This is a genomic window from Modestobacter sp. VKM Ac-2978, from assembly GCF_026968025.1.
Lineage (GTDB): Bacteria > Actinomycetota > Actinomycetes > Mycobacteriales > Geodermatophilaceae > Modestobacter.
Map to the genome: position 1 here is coordinate 346,725 of NZ_JAPVBP010000003.1, position 17,683 is coordinate 364,407.

A 17,683-nucleotide genomic window follows, 5' to 3' on the forward strand; every position below is an offset into this window, starting at 1 on the left:
GCCAGGATGGGCGCGTGATCCTCGACGCGACCTTTGCCCGTGGCCCGGTCTCCGCCGGCACCTCCGGGGACGCCTGGCTGGTGGCCCTGCTCGAGGTGGAGGGCGCGCTGGCCCGTGCCGCCGCCCGGGTCGGCCTGGTGGCCGGCACGGCCGCGGACGAGGTGAGCCGGGTGTGCGCCGACCCGGCCGCCCTGGACCTCGCGACGGTGTACGCCCGGGCCGGGGACGCCGGCAACCCGGTGCCCCCGCTGGTCCGGGCGCTGCAGGACGCCGTCGGCCCGCACGCCGCCCGCGCCGTGCACGTCGGCGCCACCAGCCAGGACGTCGTGGACACCGCGGCGGTGCTGCTGGCCCGCCGCGGCCTGCACCTGATCGACGCCGACCTCGCCGCAGCCGCCGAGGCCTGCGCCCGGCTGGCCGGGGCGCACCGGGACGACGTGCTGATGGGCCGCACCCTGCTGCAGCAGGCGCTGCCGATCACCGCCGGCCTCAAGGCCGCCACCTGGCTCGCCGGGCTGGACGGTGCCCGGGCCCGGGTCGCCGCGGTCGCCGCGGCGCTGCCGGTCCAGTACGGCGGGGCGGTCGGCACGCTGGCCGCCAGCTCCGGCTCCGGGGTGGACCTGCGCCGCGAGCTGGCCGCCGAGCTCGGGCTGGTCGCCACCGAGGTGCCCTGGTTCACCGTGCGGCTGCCGATCGCCGACGTCGCCGGCGTGCTGGGTGCGGCGGCCGGTGTGGTGGCCACGATCGCCCTGGACGTCGTCCTGCTGGCCCAGACCGAGGTGGCCGAGGTGGCCGAGGTGGCCGAGGGGCGCGGCGGCTCCTCGGCGATGCCGCACAAGAACAACCCGGTGGCCGCGGTCTCCGCCCGGGCCTCCGCCCGCCGCGCCCCCGGGCTGGTCGCCACCCTCTTCGCCGCGATGGAGCAGGAGCACGAGCGCGGCGCGGGCACCTGGCACGCGGAGTGGCCGACGCTCACCGACCTGCTGGGCACGGTCGGCTCGGCGGCGTCCTGGCTGGCCGAGTGCCTGGCCTCGCTGCGGCTGGACCCGGAGCGGATGGCCCGGACGGTGGCTGCGGCCGGCGACTCCCAGCTGGCCGGTGCGCTGGCCGAGGCGCTCACCCCAACTCTGGGCGCGGGCCCCGCGCACGACGCCGCGGCCGCCGCGGTCCGGGAGGCGGCCGCGTCCGGTCGCCCGCTGGCCGACCTCGTGGCCGAGCGCACCGACGTCGACGGCGCCGCGCTGGTCGCCGACGGCAGCCCGGACGTCGGTGAGGCCGGGGCACAGGTGGACGCCGTCCTCGCCGCCCACACCATCGCGCTCCAGTCCGACCCCACCACATCCGACGTCACCGCAGGAGAAGGAGGCCCGGCATGACCGCCGTCGAGGTGCACGCCGTCGTCGAGGGCCCGGCCGATGCGCCGGTGCTGCTCCTGTCCAACTCCCTGGGCTCGGACCTGTCCATGTGGGACCTGCAGGTGCCGGCGCTGACCGAGCACTTCCGGGTGGTCCGGTACGACACCCGCGGGCACGGCCGCTCGCCGTCGGTGCCCGGCGAGGCCACGATCGACGACCTCGCCGACGACGTCGTCGCGCTGCTGGACCGGCTCGGGGTGGACCGGGCGCACGTCGCCGGCGTCTCGATCGGCGGGATGACCGGCCTGCGGCTGGCGGTGCGCGACCCGCAGCGGGTGCTGACCCTGGCGGTGCTGTGCAGCTCGGCGCACACCGGCAACCCGGACAGCTGGGCGGACCGGGCGCGCACCGTGCGCGCCGAGGGCACCGGGGCGATCGCCGAGCCGGTGGTCAGCCGGTGGCTCACCCCGCCGTACGCCGCCGCCCACCCCGAGCTGGTCGCCCGGCTGCAGGCGATGGTCACGGCCGCCGACGACGAGGGCTACGCCGGCTGCTGCGCCGCGATCGCGGCGATGGACCAGCGTCCCGACCTGCACCGGATCACCGCACCGACGCTGGTGGTCTCCGGCGCCGACGACCAGGCGGTGCCGCCGGAGCACCAGCAGCTGATCGCCGACGGCGTCCCCGGCGCCCGGTTGCTCAGCCTCAGCCCGGCCGCGCACCTGGCCAACCTGGAACAGCCCGAGCAGGTCAGCCGGGCCCTGATCGCACACGCCACCGGAGGCACGCCGTGACCGAACAGCAGGAGACCGGACCGCTGGAGACCGACGAGCAGCGGCGGGCCGCCGGCATGCGGGTGCGCCGGGAGGTGCTCGGCGACGCCCACGTCGACCGGGCGGTCGCCGCGGTGACCCCGTTCACCGCCGACTTCCAGGACTTCATCACCCGCGTCGCCTGGGGCGACCTGTGGCAGCGGCCGGGTCTGGAGCGCCGGGAGCGCAGCATGCTGACCCTGGCGATCACCGCGGCGCTGCGGCACTGGGACGAGTTCGCGCTGCACGTCAAGGCCGCGGTGCACAACGGGCTGACCGACGAGGAGATCGCCGAGGTGTGCCTGCACACCGCGGTCTACGCCGGGGTGCCGGCGGCCAACCACGCCCTGGCCGTCGCCAAGCCGATCCTGGCCGAGCTCCGCGCCCAGGGCTGAGGCACCTCGGGAGTGGCCCGGGCCGCCGTCAGCCCGCGGGGACGGTGACCGGCACGGTCACGCGGCCGTCGCCGAGGTCGACGGTGGCGCCGTCGGGGAAGGTCGCGGAGCCCGCGACGACGACGGTCCCCTCGGTGAAGTCGGCGGGCACGTCGAAGGCGGTGATCACCCGCGTCGGGGAGTCGTCCAGGTCCTGCGCCCGGAGCGTCGTCCCGTCCGGCAGTCGCAGCGACAGCAGCCCGGGTGGCACCGCACCGGGCGCGGAGTCCGGCAGGGCCATGGTGACGTCGAGCAGCAGCAGCGCGCGGCTCGGGTCGGCCGGTCGCTCGTCCCGGACGAACCACTCGAGCCGGCCGCCGCGCACCGCGATCGTGGCCGGCAGGGACGCCGAGACCCGGCCGGGTGCGCTCAGGGTCGCCGACAGCTGCCGGGAGGCGTCCACGTCGGCCTCCCGGGAGGTGCGGGCCAGCACCTGCAGGTTGTCCGGGCCGGGTGCGCCGGTGAGCAGGGACAGTCGTTGCTCGACCCCGGCGTCGGTGACCACCAGGTCGGCGACGGCGGGGTCGGTGGGCACCGACAGCAGCGCCTCGACCGTGGTGCCGGGGGCGGTCAGCGCCGGCGGGACGGGGACCGGCTGCCGGTCGCCGACCTGGTAGGTGATCGTGGGCGGGGTGGGGGAGCGACCCTCGCCCTGCTCGACCACGTACCGCACGGCGAGGAACTGCTCACCGTCGGCCGGCCGCAGGGCGGCGTCCCCGGTGCCGACCCGGTCCGGCTGCGCCAGGCCGGTGACGGTGACCGCCGCGGCCGGGCCGGAGAGCCGGGCCGGGCCCGCCGGCTCGCGGTAGGTGACGTCGGGGAACGGCCCCACCGCGGTGTGGCCGGCCGCCGCCTGGGGCACGGCCGGCGCGGTCAGACCGCCGGTGCCCCGCGGGGGTTCGCCGCCGTCGGGCCGGCGGAGCAGCTCGCGGTCGGTCAGCGGCTCCGGGGCGGGGTCGGCGGGCAGCGCGGCCACCGACAGCCGCACGTCGCCCCCGGCCGGGGTGCCGGTCAGCGGGAAGCGGAGCCAGCTGGCGTCGTCCTGACCGTCGACGAAGAGCGCCGGGCCGCAGAGCAGGTCCGGGCGGACCTCGGAGCCGGCGGCGTCGGCCAGCTGGAACCAGCAGCGGCTGTCCGCGCTGCTGACCCCCTGCCGCTCCGCCACGTGGTCGGTGAAGACGCGGTCGGCCTCGGCGAGGACCGCGCCGGGGTCGGTGACGTAGCGGCCGCCGTAGGTCAGCGGGTCCTCGCGCAGCAGCGCGAACAGGCCGGCGCCGACCAGCAGCACGACGAGGAGGGCAGCGCTGAGGATCGACCCGACCGGCCGGGGACGGCGGCGTCCGGTCTCCGGCGGCTCGGCGACGGCCGGGTCGGGTTCGGGGGCGCCGGGGCGCTCCTCGCCGTCTCCGCCCACTCGTCCTCCGGCTCTCGGTGTCCCACGGCGGCCCGGGGAGCGGCCGACCGGGAACGCTAACCGACCGGGCGGGGCGGCCGCACGCACCGCCACCGGAAGGGGGAACGGGTCGGGGGGCCTCCGGTCACCCGGACGGAGGAGCGACGCCTTGCCTCTCGGTTCGGCAGCAGCTACACCGGGTAGGGACGATCCGCTGACAGACCCCCACCCGTCGAGGAGCACCGCACCTGCCGCGTCGGAGTGCCCGACCGCAGGAGGCGTACGACCGCGTGACCGCAGTGCCCGAGGAGACGGCCCGCTCGCTGCGGGTGGCGACCGTGCCGTACGCCGGTGCGTACCTGGACGCCGTCCTGCCCGAGACCACCCTGCGCGTGGGACCGGCCGGCTCACCCAGTCCGTGGTTGGACGTCCGTCACCTCACCGCGCACGCCCGCGAGGTCGACGTCCTGCACCTGCACGGCGGGTACGACCACCTGACCGTGGCCGAGATGGAGGCCTGGACGGCGGCGGTCCGGCGCACCGGCGTGCCGCTGGTCGTCACGGTGCACCACCTGGACGCCCTCGAGGGAGCCGACACCGGCACCCACCCCGAGGCCGCCCGCGTCCGGCACCGCGCGCACCTGCGGGCGCTGCTCGGCACCGCCGAGGTCGTGCTCACCCTGACCCGCGGCGCCGCCGACGAGATCGCCGACCGCTACGGCCGGACGGCGATCGTCGTCGCCCACCCCTCCCTGGCCGGCCCCACCCCGGACGTCGGGCGGGAGACGCGGCTGGTCGGGTTGCACCTGGGCCGGCTGGGCGCCGACGTGCCCGAGGCCGAGGAGCTGGTCCGGGCCGCGCTGTCCGGTGCGGTCTCCGGCGGCGGCCGGCTGCGGGTCGACGTGCACCCCGACGTCGACCTCGCCGCGCGGCTGCCGGGGCTGCTGGCGCTCGCCGACGCCGGAGAGCTGGAACTGGCCCGCAGCTGGCCGGACGACCCGGCCGCCTGGGTCCGCCACCTGCAGGAGCTGCACGTGTCGGTGCTGCCCCGCCGTACGGGCACCCACTCGGGCTGGGTGGAGTTGTGCCGCGACGCCGGCACCCGGGTCGTCGTGCCCGGCGGTGGCCAGCACGCCCAGCAGTGGTCCGACGTCGTCGTGTACGGCAACGACCCCCGCCAGGGCCTGGACGCCGCGTCGCTCAACTCGGCCGTGGTGGCGGCGCTCACCCGGCCGGCGCCGGCCCGGGTGGACCGTGCGTGGCGGGCCGAGCAGCGCGTCGCCGTGCAGCGGGTGCACGCCCAGGTGTACGAGCAGGTCGCCGCCGACGTCGCGGTGCGCTGAGGCGGCGGGTCAGCCGGCCTGGGTGGCGTGTGGCAACCGCACGGTGAACGCGGTGCGTCCCGGGGTGCTGGCCAGCTCCACGCTGCCGCCGTGCGCGGCGGCGACGGCGTGCACGATCGCCAGCCCCAGCCCGGTGCTCCCGGCCGAGCGGGACCGGGAGGCGTCGCCGCGGGCGAACCGCTCGAAGACGTGGTCCTGCAACGCGGCGGGCACGCCGGGGCCGTCGTCGACGACCTGCAGCACCGCCGCGTCCCCCTCCGTCCGCAGCAGGGTGGTGACGGTCGTGCCCTCGGGGGTGTGCGTGCGGGCGTTGCCCAGCAGGTTGACCAGCACCTGGTGCAGCCGGGCGGCGTCGCCGCGCACCAGCACCGGGGTGTCGGGCAGGTCGAGCTGCCAGCGGTGGTCGCGGCCGGCGACGTGGGCGTCGCTGACCGCGTCCACGACCAGGGCGGTGAGGTCGACCTCCTCGGTGGCGAGCTCCCGGCCGGCGTCGAGCCGGGCCAGCAGCAGCAGCTCCTCGACCAGGGCCGACATGCGCAGCGCCTCGGACTCCACCCGCCGCATCGCGTGGCCGACGTCCCCGGCGACCTCGGTGTGCTGCCGCCGGACCAGCTCGGCGTAGCCGCGGATGGAGGCCAGCGGGGTGCGCAGCTCGTGACTGGCGTCGGCGACGAACTGGCGCACCCGGGTCTCGGACTCCTGGCGGGCGGCCAGCGAGCCCTCGACGTGGTCGAGCATCCGGTTCAGCGCCGTCCCGACCTGGCCGACCTCGGTGCCCGGGTCGGTGTCCTGCGGGGCCACCCGCTCGGCCAACTGCACCTCGCCGCTGGCCAGCGGCAGCTCCGAGACCCGGGTCGCGGTGGCCGCCACCCGGTCCAGCGGTGCCAGGGTGCGGCGGATGACCAGCACGGCGGTGCCGGCGGCGGCGAGCAGCGCGGCCAGCCCGGCCAGCAGCTCGACGGTGACCAGGTTGCGGACGGCGTCGGACGCGCCGCCCAGCGGCAGGCCGTTGACCAGCACCTCGCCGTTCCCGGCGATGACGGCCGCCAGTCGGTACTCGTCGAGCTCGCCGCCGAGGTCCCGGGTGACCGGCCCGCCGTCGACGGGCAGGTCGGCTAGCACGGCCTCCTGGGCGTCGGTCAGCTGCAGCGTCTCGCCACGCTCGCCCAGCACCCCGGACCGGGTGACGACCCCATCGGTCACGTTGGCGACCAGGGTGTCCTCGCTCTGGCCGCGGGCGTCGAGACCCTCCGGCCCGCCGCGCCCGTCGCCGTCTCTGGGGCCTCGGTCGGAGGCCAGCGACCGGTCGATGGCCGTGGCGAGCTGGCTGTCCACCTGACCGACCAGCTCCGAGCGCAGCGCGGTCACCGAGACGACGCCGACCAGGGTCAGCACCAGTACGAGCGGGACGACGAAGGCGATCAGCAGCTGGGTGCGCAGCGAGCGGCGGGACCGGGGAGGACCGCCGGTCACCGGGAGGGGACAGACGTCATGCGGCGGGCTTGATCACGTACCCGGCGCCCCGGAGGGTGTGGATCATCGGCGGGCGGCCCGCGTCGATCTTGCGCCGCAGGTAGGAGATGTAGAGCTCGACGATGTTGCCCTGGCCGCCGAAGTCGTACTGCCAGACCCGGTCGAGGATCTGCGCCTTGGACAGCACCCGCTTGGGGTTGCGCATCAGGTAGCGCAGCAGCTCGAACTCGGTGGCGGTCAGCCGGACGTCCTCCCCGGCCCGGGTCACCTCGTGGCTCTCCTCGTCCAGGGTCAGGTCGCCGACGACCAGCAGGCCGTCGTCGGCCACGACCCGGCTGGTGCGGCGCAGCAGGCCGCGCAGCCGGGCGGCGACCTCCTCCAGGCTGAAGGGCTTGGTGACGTAGTCGTCGCCGCCGGCGGTGAGCCCGGCGATCCGGTCCTCCAGCGCGTCCTTGGCGGTCAGGAATACCACCGGGACCAGCGGGGTGTCCGCGCGCAGCCGGCGCAGCACCTCCAGGCCGTCCATGTCCGGGAGCATGACGTCCAGGACGACGGCGTCCGGGCGGAACTCGCGGGCGTCGCGGACCGCGGCGGTGCCGTCGGGGGCGGTGTGGACGTCCCAGCCCTCGTAGCGCAGCGCCAGGGACAGCAGTTCACAGATCGAGGGCTCGTCGTCGACGACCAGCACCCGCAGGGCGCTGCCGTCCGGCCGGGTGAGCTGGGCGCGGGAGCTGGACGCGGGGGAGGTGGTCGTCATGGGGTGACTGTGCATCCTGGACCTGAGAGCTCCCTGTGCGCTGGGCAGGAACTCGCTGGACGTCTGCCCAGCGGCCAGGAGCGCGGCCGGGCAGACGGGGATGAGGTGAGGTGGGCAGGGGCGGGGTCGAACCGCCGACCTCTCACTTTTCAGGCGAGCGCTCGTACCAACTGAGCTACCTGCCCCTCCCGGTGTACTGGACACCGGGTGGCGACCCTGACGGGACTCGAACCCGCGACCTCCGCCGTGACAGGGCGGCGCGCTAACCAACTGCGCTACAGGGCCTTGCTGTGGTGCATGAACTGCTGTGCTGCATGGTGCGTGCCCCCAACGGGGTTCGAACCCGTGCTACCGCCTTGAAAGGGCGGCGTCCTGGACCGCTAGACGATGGGGGCTCGTGGTCGCTGGAGGCAGGGAGAACCATACATGGCCTCGGGCGGGTCCTCGCACCGGGGGGCCACCGGTGCGCGTGGCGTCCGTACCGGCAGGGCCCGCCGTGTCAGCATCCACCTCGTGCCGATCCGCCGTTCCGCTCGGGTGACCCGCTCCGCCGGGCTCGCCGTCGCTCTCCTGCTGGTGGCCGGCTGTGCCGCTCAGCCCGGCACCGACAACACGGCCTCGACCGACGAGGCGACGTCCAGCGTTGCACCGGAGGCCGAGGAGACCACCGCGCCGACCGCGACCGCGACCACGGCAGGGGCGGAGAGCCCGGCGCCGGAGTTCCCCGCAGACACCTCTGCCGACACCGCTGAGCCGGTCGACCCGGATGGGCTCACGGTGACGGAGGTCCGCGCCGCCCCGCACGAGGGGTTCGAGCGGGTGGTGTTCGAGCTCGCCGGCAGCGGCACCCCCGGGTGGCAGGTCGAGTACGTCGACGCGCCGTCGTCCCAGGGCTCCGGGGACGCCGTCGACGTCCCCGGGTCGGCGTTCCTCCAGGTGACGCTGCAGGGCACGAGCTACCCGTACGAGACCGGCGCCGAGGAGGTCGCCCGGGGACCGGTGTCGGTCTCCGGCACCGACACCGTGCAGGGCGTCGTCTACGACGCCACCTTCGAGGGCACCTCGGTCGCCTGGATCGGCACCAGTGCCGAGGTCCCGTTCCGGGTGTCCGCGCTGTCGGACCCCACCCGGCTGGTGGTCGAGGTCGCCGACGCCGGCTGAGTCCAGGGAGGCGGCTCAGCCCAGGGAGGCGCTGAGCTCCACCGAGCCGGAGTCCACCGTCGTGCAGGTCAGCGACAGCGGCCCGGCGGAGACGCTCTCCCCCTCGGCGCAGGTGACGCTGGTGCTGCCGACCGTGACGGTCGCCCGGCCGTCCTCGGTGCCGCCGTAGGAGAGCTCGGTGCCCAGGATCGTGACCTCGGCGCCGTCGCCGGTGAGCGTCGCGGTGCACTCGTTGCCCGAGCACGAGGCGCTGTACGAGCTGCAGGCCGTGAGCGGGGCGAGCAGCAGCGCCCCGGCGGCCGCCAGGCGGGCGGATCGGACCATGATCGACATGTCGGCAGCCTAGGGGCGGGACGCCGAGGCCCCGGTCAGCCGCAGCGGCGAGCCGCCGTGCAGGGTCGCGAGGAGCCCGGTCGCGGGGAGCTCAGTCGCGGGGAGCGGGGGAGAACACCCAGCTGCGCAGGGCGACGAACCGGACCAGGCCGATCGCGCCGGTGACCGCGGCGATCAGGCCGAGCTGGACGACGGCGCCCACGTCACCGGTCAGGGTGTGCAGGCCCGCCAGCGCGAGCGAGGTGGCGACCAGCCCGATGCCGGCCAGGCCGCCGCCCTCCCACTGTGCGGTGAACCAGGAGACCCGGCCGCCGGCGTGGAAGGTGAGCCGGCGGTGCATCTCGTTGGCCAGCAGGGTGGAGGCGATCGCGCCGGCCAGGTTGGCGGGCTGGGCGCCCAGGCCCTGCAGGCCGATGAAGACCAGGGCGTAGAGCGCACTGGAGACCCCGCCGACGACGACGAAGCGGGCGAACTGTGCCCCGGCGTCGTCCTGATGCAGCCGCTCGCGCACCGCGCTGGACCGCTCCCGCACCCACGTCGGCGCGACCACGTCGTCGAACCCACCCGCGCGCACGCCGCCGACGGCAGTGCGGCGGAGCAGGGACGGGCAGGTCACGGGTCCTCCTCAGGACGTGAGCACGGGGCCGTGCTCGGGCAGCAGGGTCATCCTGCGGCAGCAACCAGTGGGCCGCATGTGCATTCCCGCTGCGTTCCCGCAACACTCCGTGATGTCGCTCACGCAGAGTGTCGGTACGCGCGTCGGCGTCCTGCTCACGGCAGCGAGCCCGGCAACGGCGGGTTCCGGTCGGCTGCGCCGGGTATGGGCCGCTGCATGAGCCTGTTCGGTGTGCTGGACCGCCTGTCCGAGGTGTCGTCGTTCGACGCGAAGCTGGAGTCCGCCCGGACGGTGGTGAACAAGGTGCTGCAGCCGCAGGCGTTCCGCGACCTGCTGCACGGCACCTGGCTGGGCCATCCGCTGCACCCGATTCTGGCGATGGTCCCGGTGGGCACCTGGCTGTCGGCCGGGATCCTGGATCTCATGCCGCCGGCCCGCCCGGCCGCCACCGCGCTGATCGGCACCGGCGTGGCGGCCAGCCTGCCCGCGGCGATGGCCGGCGCGGCCGACTGGTCGGAGCAGGACGACGCCGTCCGGCGGCTGGGTGCCATCCACGCCGCCACCAACGTCGTCGCGCTGGGGCTGTACGTCGGCTCGCTGGTCGCCCGCGGCAAGGGCAACGGCACGCTCGGGCGAGTGCTCGCCTACAGCGGCCTCGGGCTGGCCAGTGGCTCGGCGGCCATCGGCGGCCACATGTCCTACGCGCAGTCCTCGGGTGCGAACCACGCCGTCACCGACGCCCGGCAGCTGACCACCGACTGGATCGACCTCGGCCCGCTCGACGACCTGCCGGAGGGGCGGCCCGCGCTGCGCACGGGCGAGGGCCGGGGCACGCCCGTGGCGCTGGCCGTGGTGCGCCGGGGCGCCCGGGTCGACGCCTTCATCAACTCCTGCGCGCACGTGGGCGGGCCGCTGGCCGAGGGCACCGTGGAGCAGGTGCGCGGGGCGGACTGCATCGTGTGCCCGTGGCACGGCTCGGCCTTCGACCTGGAGAGCGGCGAGCCGCGCCGGGGTCCGACGGCGTCGGCGCAGGAGCGGCTCGAGGTCAAGTACGAGGCCGGCCGCGTGCTCGGCAAGCTGCCCAACCGGCACGTCTCGAAGTGACCGCCGGCGGCTGAGCCGCCCTACGCTCCGGCGTGCGGACGGTGCCCCGGCCGGGTCGCCGTCGGCTGACCGCGGTTGACCGGCCGGGATGGCGGGCATCGGAGGCTGGTGTTCCTCTTCTTCACCAACCGGCTCGGTTGCATGGGTTCCCTGCTGATCAGCCTCGTGCTCACCGCCCTGCTCATCCTGATCTTCACCGCGCTCTGAGCACTCCCGCCCAGCGTTCTGGGAGACTCGCTCGGCCGGGCCTCTAGCTCAACTGGCAGAGCAGCGGACTTTTAATCCGCGGGTTGTGGGTTCGATCCCCACGGGGCCCACTCGTGCTGGCCTGCGCGTTCGCGCCCTGCGCGATGGTCTCCGTCCGTGCTCGTTCGATTCAGGTGCCGGCCACCTCAGCGGGTGGTCCCAGCGAACGGGCAGCGGCCATGCTGGCGCCGTGGACACCCGGAAGCGTCTTCCGCTGGTCGTCGGCGGGCTGGTCCTGCTGCCCGCCCTGGTCGTGGCCCTGCTGTCCGGCGGCGGTGCGGATGCTGCGGAGCAGGGCGCCGCGGCCGGGATCCCGGATCGAATGGCGGGTTACTCCTACCTGACCGGAGACGTGTCCTCCGCTCCTCCCGGGCGTGCAGTGGCCCTCTTCCAGCACGGGTGGGGAGTGGAGTTCATGGACTTCCCGCAGGCGGTCGCGGTCAGTGCCGACGACGACGTCTACCGGCGGGTCGACCTCGCCGAGGACCGGGCCGGCCCGGAGAGCCAGGGCGACCCGGCGCCGATGCTGCTGTCCCCCGAGGGCACCCGAGTCGTCGTGGGCGACCACGACAGCGACCGACTCGACCTGGCGGTGCAGGACCTGGCGACCGGCGAGGTCACCTCGTACCCCCTGCCGGAGGGGCGCAGCGCCGTCCCCGTGGCCTGGTCGCCGGACGGACGACGGGTCGCCTACCTGGCCGGCGACGCGGCCACGAACCCCTACAGCGGGACGCCGGTCGAGGGGGACGTCAGCGTGCTCGACGTGTCGAGCGGTGAGGTCCGTGCGCTGGCGGGGGCCACGCAGGCGTCGACGGCGGCGTTCTCGCCGGACGGCAGCGAGCTCGCGGTGCAGCACTCCGCCGCCGTCGGCGGGACCCTGGCGATCGTCGACCTCGCGGACGGAGGGCGGCGCGACCTCGCCCTGCCCGCCGGGCACCAGCTCGGCGGCGCGGAGGCGTGGTCCCCGGACGGCGCACTGCTGGCCACCTCCCGCGCGCCGTTCCCGTGCCTGGACGTGATCGACGAGGCCGAGTGGACGGCGTGCCAGGAGCAGTGGGGCTCGATCCCCGACGTCATCGACTTCGTCGCCGCGACCGGCGAACCCACGGAGGTCCCTCGCCCGGTGGACGGGGTGGTCGCGGAGGCGGGCAGGGTGCTGGGCTGGGCCTCGGCGCGGGAGGTGGTCGTCCTCGCCGGGCGCGACCGGGTGGAGGGCAGTGACCCGGACGAGTACTGGGTGACCCGGGTGTCCCTCGACGACGGCGCCACCGAGCGGCTCAGCGCCGTCCCCACCGGCGGCGGCAACTACGGGGTCGGGCGCTTCCAGCTGGCCGCAGGGCTCGTGCCCGAGCTGGACGTGCGGGCCGCAGGGGAGCCCGACCGGGGACGGTGGCCGGTGGCGCTGCGGGTGACCATGGCGCTCCTCGCTGCCGCAGCCGCGGGTCTGCTGGCGTCCACGTTGGCGCGGAGGGCGCGTCGCCGCTGATCCCGCTCCAGGACGGCGAATGCGACTGCAGGTGCCGTGCAGAAGCGTCATCGACCGTTCCGCGGGTCGTGCGCGAGAAACGACACGGGACGGGCTGCGAAATGGCGGGCGCAACATGCCCGATTCCTCGCGCGATCAGGATGACCGTGCCCGAGAACGGGAAAAGCCCAGCTCAGCGCCGCGCACATGTCGACAAGGCGGCTGCTGAGAGGCCGGTCATCGACCGTTCGGGTGCTCCGCACAACGATTCGGTGACGGGACCGTGATGACGGCGTGAAAGCGCGTCGTCCGGGGTGTCGGGAGCCCTAGCTTTTGGCATGTCAGCGGCGCTTCCCCAGCCGCGACGGACTGCACCGAGGAGCCCTTGTGACCACCTTGCTCGACCTGGCACCCCGCCCGTCGTCCCGTTCCGTGATCCCGGCGGAGGAGGAGCTGGACCTGGCCGCCCTGCTCCAGCTCTTCGATGACGGCTCGGACGGCTCGGACGGCGAGGCCGGCGTGGACGGCGAGGCCGGCGTGGACGGCGAGGACGGGACGACGCCGGTGCACACCTCCCTGTGGTCGTCCGCTGTCTCACTCCTCCGGTGGGCCCAGGGCTCCGCGCGTCGGGCCGCGAGCTGGGGCGCCGTCTCCGGTGGGTGGCAGTGATGCTGATCTGGCCGGTGGTCGCAGTGGTCGGTTTCGTGGTGCTGGCCGCGCTCGTCGTGGCCCTCGCGCAGAGCTCGACCGCGCAGTACGAGTTCGAGCGGAACCAGGTGCAGGGCCAGCGCCAGCAGGCGCCGGCAGAGGCGGCGGTCCCGGTGGCGGTGGGCGCAGCGGCGGTCGCCGGCGGTGCGGCAGCCCAGCCCCAGGTCGCTGAGCCGGCCAACGCGGTGGCGCTGCAGCCGGTCCCGGCCACCGGCATGGCGGCACACCCGGCGGGCCGGCAGGGCGGCGCGCAGGGCACCCCGCCGGCCTGGTGGCTGGTCGAGGAGCAGGAGGACGGCGCCCGCGAACAGGTGCTGGCGGGCCCGTTCGCCGACCCGATCGAGGCCGACTGGCTGGCGATGTCGGCACCGGCGGGTGTTGGCCGGGCGGTCTACGGGGTGCTGCGCTCCGACGGCCGGCTGATCCGCCGGCAGCTGCCGGCCGAGCGGGAGTGGCTCAGCGACCTCGGGGACCAGCTCGACCGGCTGCCCGAGGAGTGGGACGGGCCGCTGGCGGACGAGGACGAGCTCGTCTCGCTGGGGGTCGAGGTGACTGCGGCGCTGGTCGAGGCGGGGCTGCAGCTGCACGACTGCGCGGGGGAGGGTCCGGCCGGCGGCGTGTGCCTCACGCCCGAGCCCGGGCACCCGGGTGTGCTGGTCAGCTGGCACCAGCACGACCGGATGAGCCGTCACCACGTCCGCGGCGTCGCGGCGCAGGAGGCGGTGCAGCACACGATGAACGCCGCGATCGCCGAGTGCCTGCTGCAACTGGGCTTCGACGTCCAGCCGTTCGGCGCAGCCGGGTGCTTCCTCGTGGCGGTCGACCCGCACTGAGCGGACGGTGGCCCGGGGCGGACACGCCCCGGGCCACTGTCACCCTCCCGCCGCACGGCTGCGGCGGTCCATCCGGCCATGAAGGAACAGCGTGGGTCTCACCGTCACCACCGGCATCGCGGCGATGAACGCCTCCCGCGTGCTGGCGACGAACGACCAGGCGCTGCGCACGTCGCTGGAACGGCTCTCCTCGGGCTTCCGGGTCAACCGGGCCGCCGACGACGCCGCCGGGCTGACCCTCTCCGAGGGCCTGCGTTCCCGGATCGGGGGGACGACCCAGGCGCTCCGCAACGCCCGGGACGGCATCAGCGTCCTGCAGACGGCGGAGGGTGCGCTGCACGAGAGCGCCGCGATCCTGCAGCGCATGCGCGACCTCGCCGTCCGGGCGGCCAACGACGGGGCGGTGGACGCCGCCGGCAGGTCGGCTGTCCAGGCCGAGCTGAGCCAGCTCCGGGACGAGCTGGACCGGATCGCCGCCACCACCACCTCGCACGGCAACGCCCTGCTGGACGGCACCTGGGACCGGGTCTTCCAGGTGGGTGCCCAGGTGGGCGAGATGATCGGGCTGCGCCTGGGCACCGGCACGAACGCCGTCGCGCTCGGGCTCGCGGACGTCGACGTCACCCAGGGCGAGCCGGCGGTGCGGACGACCGCGGCGGTGGGCCCGGACGGTACCGACAGCCCCAGCGGCGCCGCGCTCGTGTTCGAGGGCGTGACCCTGGTGGCCGGCGGCGTCGCCGCGCTCGCCGGCACCATCTCGGTCGATGGCCTGACCCTCGACCTGGGAGCGGTGAGCCATCCCGATCCCGAGGGCGACGGCGTGACCAACGCCGAGGCCGTGGCGAATCTCAACGCGGCCGCGCGGGCCGCCGGCTTCAGCTGGCCGCACGACCCGTTCCTGGACGACGGCGACGACCTGCTCTTCCGCGGCCCACTGCCCGCCGACGACGCGACGGCGGCGGACCTGGCCGCGGCCACCCCGGCGTACACCCCGCTGACCGGCGCGCCGCCGGTCACCGTGTGGACGGTCCCCGCCCTGCCCGCGGACAGCCCGGCGGCCGGTTCGCTCGTCTTCCTCGATGCCGCCGCGGGCGGCCACGTACCGCGGCTCACCGGCACGGTCTCCGTCGCCGGCCGGACCCTCGACCTGGGCCGGGTGTCCCTCGTCGACACCACCGGCGACCAGGTCGTCTCGCTCGCGGAGGCGCTGGGGCAGCTGGGCGCCGCGGCCCAGGCAGCCGGCCTCACCAGCGGGGACGACGCCTTCACCGCCGTCGGCGACGACGTCGTCTTCCGCGGCCCCGTGCCCGCCGACGACGCGACCGCGGACGAGGTGCTGGCGGCCAGCCCGGTGTACCGCCCCGCCGTCGGCGCCCCGGCCGCGATCCGCGCCGTCGACCAGGCGATCGGGCTGGTGTCCGCGCAGCGGGCGGAGCTGGGGGCCGTACAGAACCGGCTCGAGCACACGATCAGCAGCCTGGGGGTGGCCCTGGAGAACGCCACGGCGGCCGAGTCGCGGATCCGGGACACCGACATGGCCCAGGAGATGACCCTCTTCACCCGCGGTCAGGTGCTGACCCAGGCCGGCACCGCGATGCTCGCCCAGGCGAACCAGTCGGCGCAGCGTGTCCTGTCGCTGCTGCAGGTCTGACCCGGCGTCAGTCCGCGTCGGCCCAGGACTCGACGACCGAGACGTCGAGCGGGAAGTCGACCGGGAACGAGCCGAACAGCAGCCGGCCCGCCTCCGCCGCGGCCTGGTGCACCGCCGCGGTCACCTCGTCGGCGAGGTCGGCGGGGGTGTGCACGACGACCTCGTCGTGCAGGAAGAACACCAGGTGCGGACGGTCGGTGAGCGCGCCGGCGTCCCCGAGCTGCCAGAGCCGGTTGCGCAGGTCGGCCAGCCAGCACAGCGCCCACTCCGCACCTGTGCCCTGGACGACGAAGTTGCGGGTGAACCGCCCCCACGCGCGGCGGTCGCGGGCCCGGTCCTCCGGCGGCACATCGTCATCTGACGGTTCCAGGGAGGGCTCGGCCCACGCGCCGGTCGGCGGGGGAGAGCCGCGTCCGAGCAGGGTGTGCACGACCTCGCCGCGCTCGCCGGCCCGGGCGGCCTCCTCGACCAGGCCGATGGCCCGCGGGTAACGGCGCGCCAGCCGGGGGAGCATCCGCCCGCTCTCGCCCCGGGTGCCGCCGTACATCGCGCCGAGCATGCCCAGCTTCGCGTCGCTGCGGCTCGGCACCGCACCGCTGTCGACCATCGCCTGGTACAGGTCCGCCGCACGGGCGGCCTCGGCCATCGCCGTGTCGCCGCTCATCCCGGCGAGCACCCGTGGTTCCAGCTGGGAGACGTCGGCGACGACGAACCGCCAGCCCGCGTCGGCGACGGCCGCCGGCCGGATCTGCACCGGCACCGACAGCGCGCCTCCGCCGGACGACGCCCACCGGCCGGTCACGACCCCACCGGGCAGGTAGGTGGGGCGGAACCGGCCGTCGCGCACCCAGCTGTCCAGCCACGCCCAGCCGTACGCCGCGAGCAGCCGGGCGAGCTTCTTGTACTCCAGCAGCGGCGGGATGCCGGAGTGGTCCAGCTGCTCCAGCGTCCAGGACCGGGTGTCGGCCACCGGCAGCCCGGCGGTCTGCAGCGCCCGCAGCAGCTCGCCGGGGGAGTCCGGGTTCAGCTGCGGCGCCCCCAGGGCCGTGCGGATCTCCGGCACCAGTCGTTCCAGCTCCGCCGGCCGCTGCCCGCGCAGTGGCCGTGGGCCCATCAGCTCGGTCAGCAGCCGGTCGTGGACGTCGGCGCGCCAGGGCAGCCCGGCGTACGTCAGCTCCGCGGCCACCAGCGCACCGGAGGACTCCGCGGCGAGCAGCAGCGCCAGCCGGCCGCGGTGCGGCGAAGCGGCCAGGGCCGCCTGCTGCCGGCCGTGCTCGGCGCCCGGGTCGAGCCGGTCGGCCAGGTCGTCGAGGGCGAAGAGGGCGTGGTCCTCGGCGGCGACCGGCGCGAGCGCGTCCCAGGCCGCGGCGTCGTCCCCGGCGAGGAACGCCTGGTCGACGAAGGGGGAGTGGCACAGCAGCGCCCGGCTCAGCCGCAGGTCGGAGCAGCGCTCGACCCGCACCCCGGCCGCCAGCAGCCCCGGGTACCAGCGGGTGGTGTCGTCCCAGACCCAGCGGGTGCGTGCGCGCTGCCGGACGAACCCGGGCAGCTCCTCCTCCGGGAGCCGTACCGGCGCACCGGCGCCGGCGAGGGCGTGCGCCTCCACCTGACCGGGCGCCGGGCGGACCAGCAGCACCCGCTCCGGGACGCCGCCGTCCTGCGCCGGACTGCCCGAGGTCACCGCGGCAGTGTGCTGGACGGGTACGACGCGATCGCTCAGCTGCCGTGCTGGCAGACCGGGCAGAGTCCGGTGTCGTCCGGCACGTCCTCCACCGGCACCACCTGGACGTACGCGCCGCACAGGGCCGGTACGTCCTCGTGCGACTCCAGCGCCCGACGTCCGACTGCCGCGTCGACCGCGTGCAGCGGCCCGGCCAGCTTCTCGCCCACCGGTTCCTCCGCCGTCCGCCGGGCCCGCCCGATCACGTTCGCCATGCCCCCACTCTCCCTCACCTCTGCCCGGAGGGCCCCGTGTCCCCCGGACACGGGACAGCCCGGG

At 75.6% G+C, this 17,683-nt stretch carries 17 protein-coding genes and 4 tRNA genes; 11 read left to right on the plus strand and 10 right to left on the minus strand.

Annotated elements, in window-relative coordinates; translation table 11 throughout:
* The first annotated feature begins 14 nt into the window (after positions 1 to 14).
* The 3 genes from O2W53_RS09300 to pcaC are packed head-to-tail and all read left to right on the plus strand — an operon-like array spanning position 15 to position 2,562.
* A complete protein-coding gene (locus O2W53_RS09300; RefSeq protein ID WP_269162775.1) occupies positions 15 to 1,376 on the plus strand; it encodes a lyase family protein in 1,362 nt (453 codons plus the stop codon).
* A complete protein-coding gene (pcaD, locus tag O2W53_RS09305; protein WP_269162776.1) occupies positions 1,373 to 2,149 on the plus strand; it encodes a 3-oxoadipate enol-lactonase in 777 nt (258 codons plus the stop codon). The genes O2W53_RS09300 and pcaD overlap by 4 nt, the downstream gene beginning before the upstream one ends.
* Positions 2,146 to 2,562 carry a 4-carboxymuconolactone decarboxylase gene (pcaC, locus tag O2W53_RS09310; RefSeq protein ID WP_269162777.1) on the plus strand — a complete coding sequence of 139 codons (417 nt, stop codon included), beginning with the start codon at positions 2,146 to 2,148 and terminating at the stop codon, positions 2,560 to 2,562. The genes pcaD and pcaC overlap by 4 nt, the downstream gene beginning before the upstream one ends.
* 28 nt (positions 2,563 to 2,590) lie before the next feature.
* Here the strand turns inward: pcaC and O2W53_RS09315 are convergent, their stop codons facing one another.
* A complete protein-coding gene (locus tag O2W53_RS09315) occupies positions 2,591 to 4,015 on the minus strand; it encodes a hypothetical protein (protein ID WP_269162778.1) in 1,425 nt (474 codons plus the stop codon).
* A 269-nt stretch (positions 4,016 to 4,284) separates the two neighbouring features.
* Here O2W53_RS09315 and O2W53_RS09320 point away from each other — a divergent pair, with 269 nt between their 5' ends.
* Positions 4,285 to 5,337, plus strand: a complete 1,053-nt coding sequence (locus O2W53_RS09320) for a glycosyltransferase family 4 protein (RefSeq protein ID WP_269162779.1) — start codon at positions 4,285 to 4,287, stop codon at positions 5,335 to 5,337.
* Positions 5,338 to 5,346: 9 nt separating this feature from the next.
* Here the strand turns inward: O2W53_RS09320 and O2W53_RS09325 are convergent, their stop codons facing one another.
* From O2W53_RS09325 to O2W53_RS09345, 5 genes are all read right to left on the minus strand, one after another.
* Positions 5,347 to 6,810, minus strand: a complete 1,464-nt coding sequence (locus O2W53_RS09325; RefSeq protein ID WP_269162780.1) for a sensor histidine kinase — start codon at positions 6,808 to 6,810, stop codon at positions 5,347 to 5,349.
* 16 nt (positions 6,811 to 6,826) lie between these two features.
* Complete coding sequence (locus tag O2W53_RS09330) at positions 6,827 to 7,567, minus strand: response regulator transcription factor (protein WP_269162781.1); 741 nt, start codon at positions 7,565 to 7,567, stop codon at positions 6,827 to 6,829.
* A gap of 111 nt (positions 7,568 to 7,678) precedes the next feature.
* Positions 7,679 to 7,752: transfer RNA gene (locus O2W53_RS09335), tRNA-Phe, on the minus strand.
* Between the two features lie 23 nt (positions 7,753 to 7,775).
* A tRNA-Asp gene (locus tag O2W53_RS09340) sits at positions 7,776 to 7,852 on the minus strand.
* Between the two features lie 37 nt (positions 7,853 to 7,889).
* A tRNA-Glu gene (locus tag O2W53_RS09345) sits at positions 7,890 to 7,962 on the minus strand.
* A gap of 118 nt (positions 7,963 to 8,080) precedes the next feature.
* Here O2W53_RS09345 and O2W53_RS09350 point away from each other — a divergent pair.
* On the plus strand, positions 8,081 to 8,728 hold the full coding sequence (locus tag O2W53_RS09350) for an AMIN-like domain-containing (lipo)protein (RefSeq protein WP_269162782.1): 648 nt from the start codon (positions 8,081 to 8,083) through the stop codon (positions 8,726 to 8,728).
* Between the two features lie 15 nt (positions 8,729 to 8,743).
* Here O2W53_RS09350 and O2W53_RS09355 read toward each other — a convergent pair whose 3' ends face one another.
* Together O2W53_RS09355 and O2W53_RS09360 are read right to left on the minus strand one after the other, a co-directional pair.
* The gene (locus O2W53_RS09355; protein ID WP_269162783.1) at positions 8,744 to 9,061 is read right to left on the minus strand and encodes a hypothetical protein; all 318 of its coding nucleotides are present in this window, start codon (positions 9,059 to 9,061) and stop codon (positions 8,744 to 8,746) included.
* Between the two features lie 91 nt (positions 9,062 to 9,152).
* Positions 9,153 to 9,677: a GtrA family protein gene (locus O2W53_RS09360; protein WP_269162784.1), complete on the minus strand. Its 525-nt coding sequence runs from the start codon at positions 9,675 to 9,677 to the stop codon at positions 9,153 to 9,155.
* A 216-nt stretch (positions 9,678 to 9,893) separates the two neighbouring features.
* Between O2W53_RS09360 and O2W53_RS09365 the strand changes: the two genes are divergently transcribed.
* The 6 genes from O2W53_RS09365 (at position 9,894) to O2W53_RS09390 (ending at position 15,684) form a co-directional block, all read left to right on the plus strand.
* Positions 9,894 to 10,781, plus strand: a complete 888-nt coding sequence (locus O2W53_RS09365) for a Rieske (2Fe-2S) protein (RefSeq protein WP_269162785.1) — start codon at positions 9,894 to 9,896, stop codon at positions 10,779 to 10,781.
* Between the two features lie 244 nt (positions 10,782 to 11,025).
* Positions 11,026 to 11,098 (plus strand) — tRNA-Lys (locus tag O2W53_RS09370).
* 119 nt (positions 11,099 to 11,217) lie between these two features.
* Positions 11,218 to 12,513: a hypothetical protein gene (locus tag O2W53_RS09375; RefSeq protein ID WP_269162786.1), complete on the plus strand. Its 1,296-nt coding sequence runs from the start codon at positions 11,218 to 11,220 to the stop codon at positions 12,511 to 12,513.
* Positions 12,514 to 12,879: 366 nt separating this feature from the next.
* Positions 12,880 to 13,161 carry a hypothetical protein gene (locus O2W53_RS09380; RefSeq protein WP_269162787.1) on the plus strand — a complete coding sequence of 94 codons (282 nt, stop codon included), beginning with the start codon at positions 12,880 to 12,882 and terminating at the stop codon, positions 13,159 to 13,161.
* The gene (locus tag O2W53_RS09385; protein ID WP_269162788.1) at positions 13,161 to 14,033 is read left to right on the plus strand and encodes a hypothetical protein; all 873 of its coding nucleotides are present in this window, start codon (positions 13,161 to 13,163) and stop codon (positions 14,031 to 14,033) included. Before O2W53_RS09380 ends, O2W53_RS09385 begins: the two co-directional genes overlap by 1 nt.
* 91 nt (positions 14,034 to 14,124) lie before the next feature.
* Complete coding sequence (locus O2W53_RS09390) at positions 14,125 to 15,684, plus strand: flagellin N-terminal helical domain-containing protein (RefSeq protein ID WP_269162789.1); 1,560 nt, start codon at positions 14,125 to 14,127, stop codon at positions 15,682 to 15,684.
* Positions 15,685 to 15,691: 7 nt separating this feature from the next.
* On the opposite strand, the gene O2W53_RS09395 is transcribed toward O2W53_RS09390, so the two are convergent.
* Positions 15,692 to 17,365 carry a bifunctional 3'-5' exonuclease/DNA polymerase gene (locus tag O2W53_RS09395; protein ID WP_269162790.1) on the minus strand — a complete coding sequence of 558 codons (1,674 nt, stop codon included), beginning with the start codon at positions 17,363 to 17,365 and terminating at the stop codon, positions 15,692 to 15,694.
* Between the two features lie 35 nt (positions 17,366 to 17,400).
* Complete coding sequence (locus tag O2W53_RS09400) at positions 17,401 to 17,619, minus strand: hypothetical protein (protein WP_269162791.1); 219 nt, start codon at positions 17,617 to 17,619, stop codon at positions 17,401 to 17,403.
* Positions 17,620 to 17,683 lie beyond the last annotated feature (64 nt).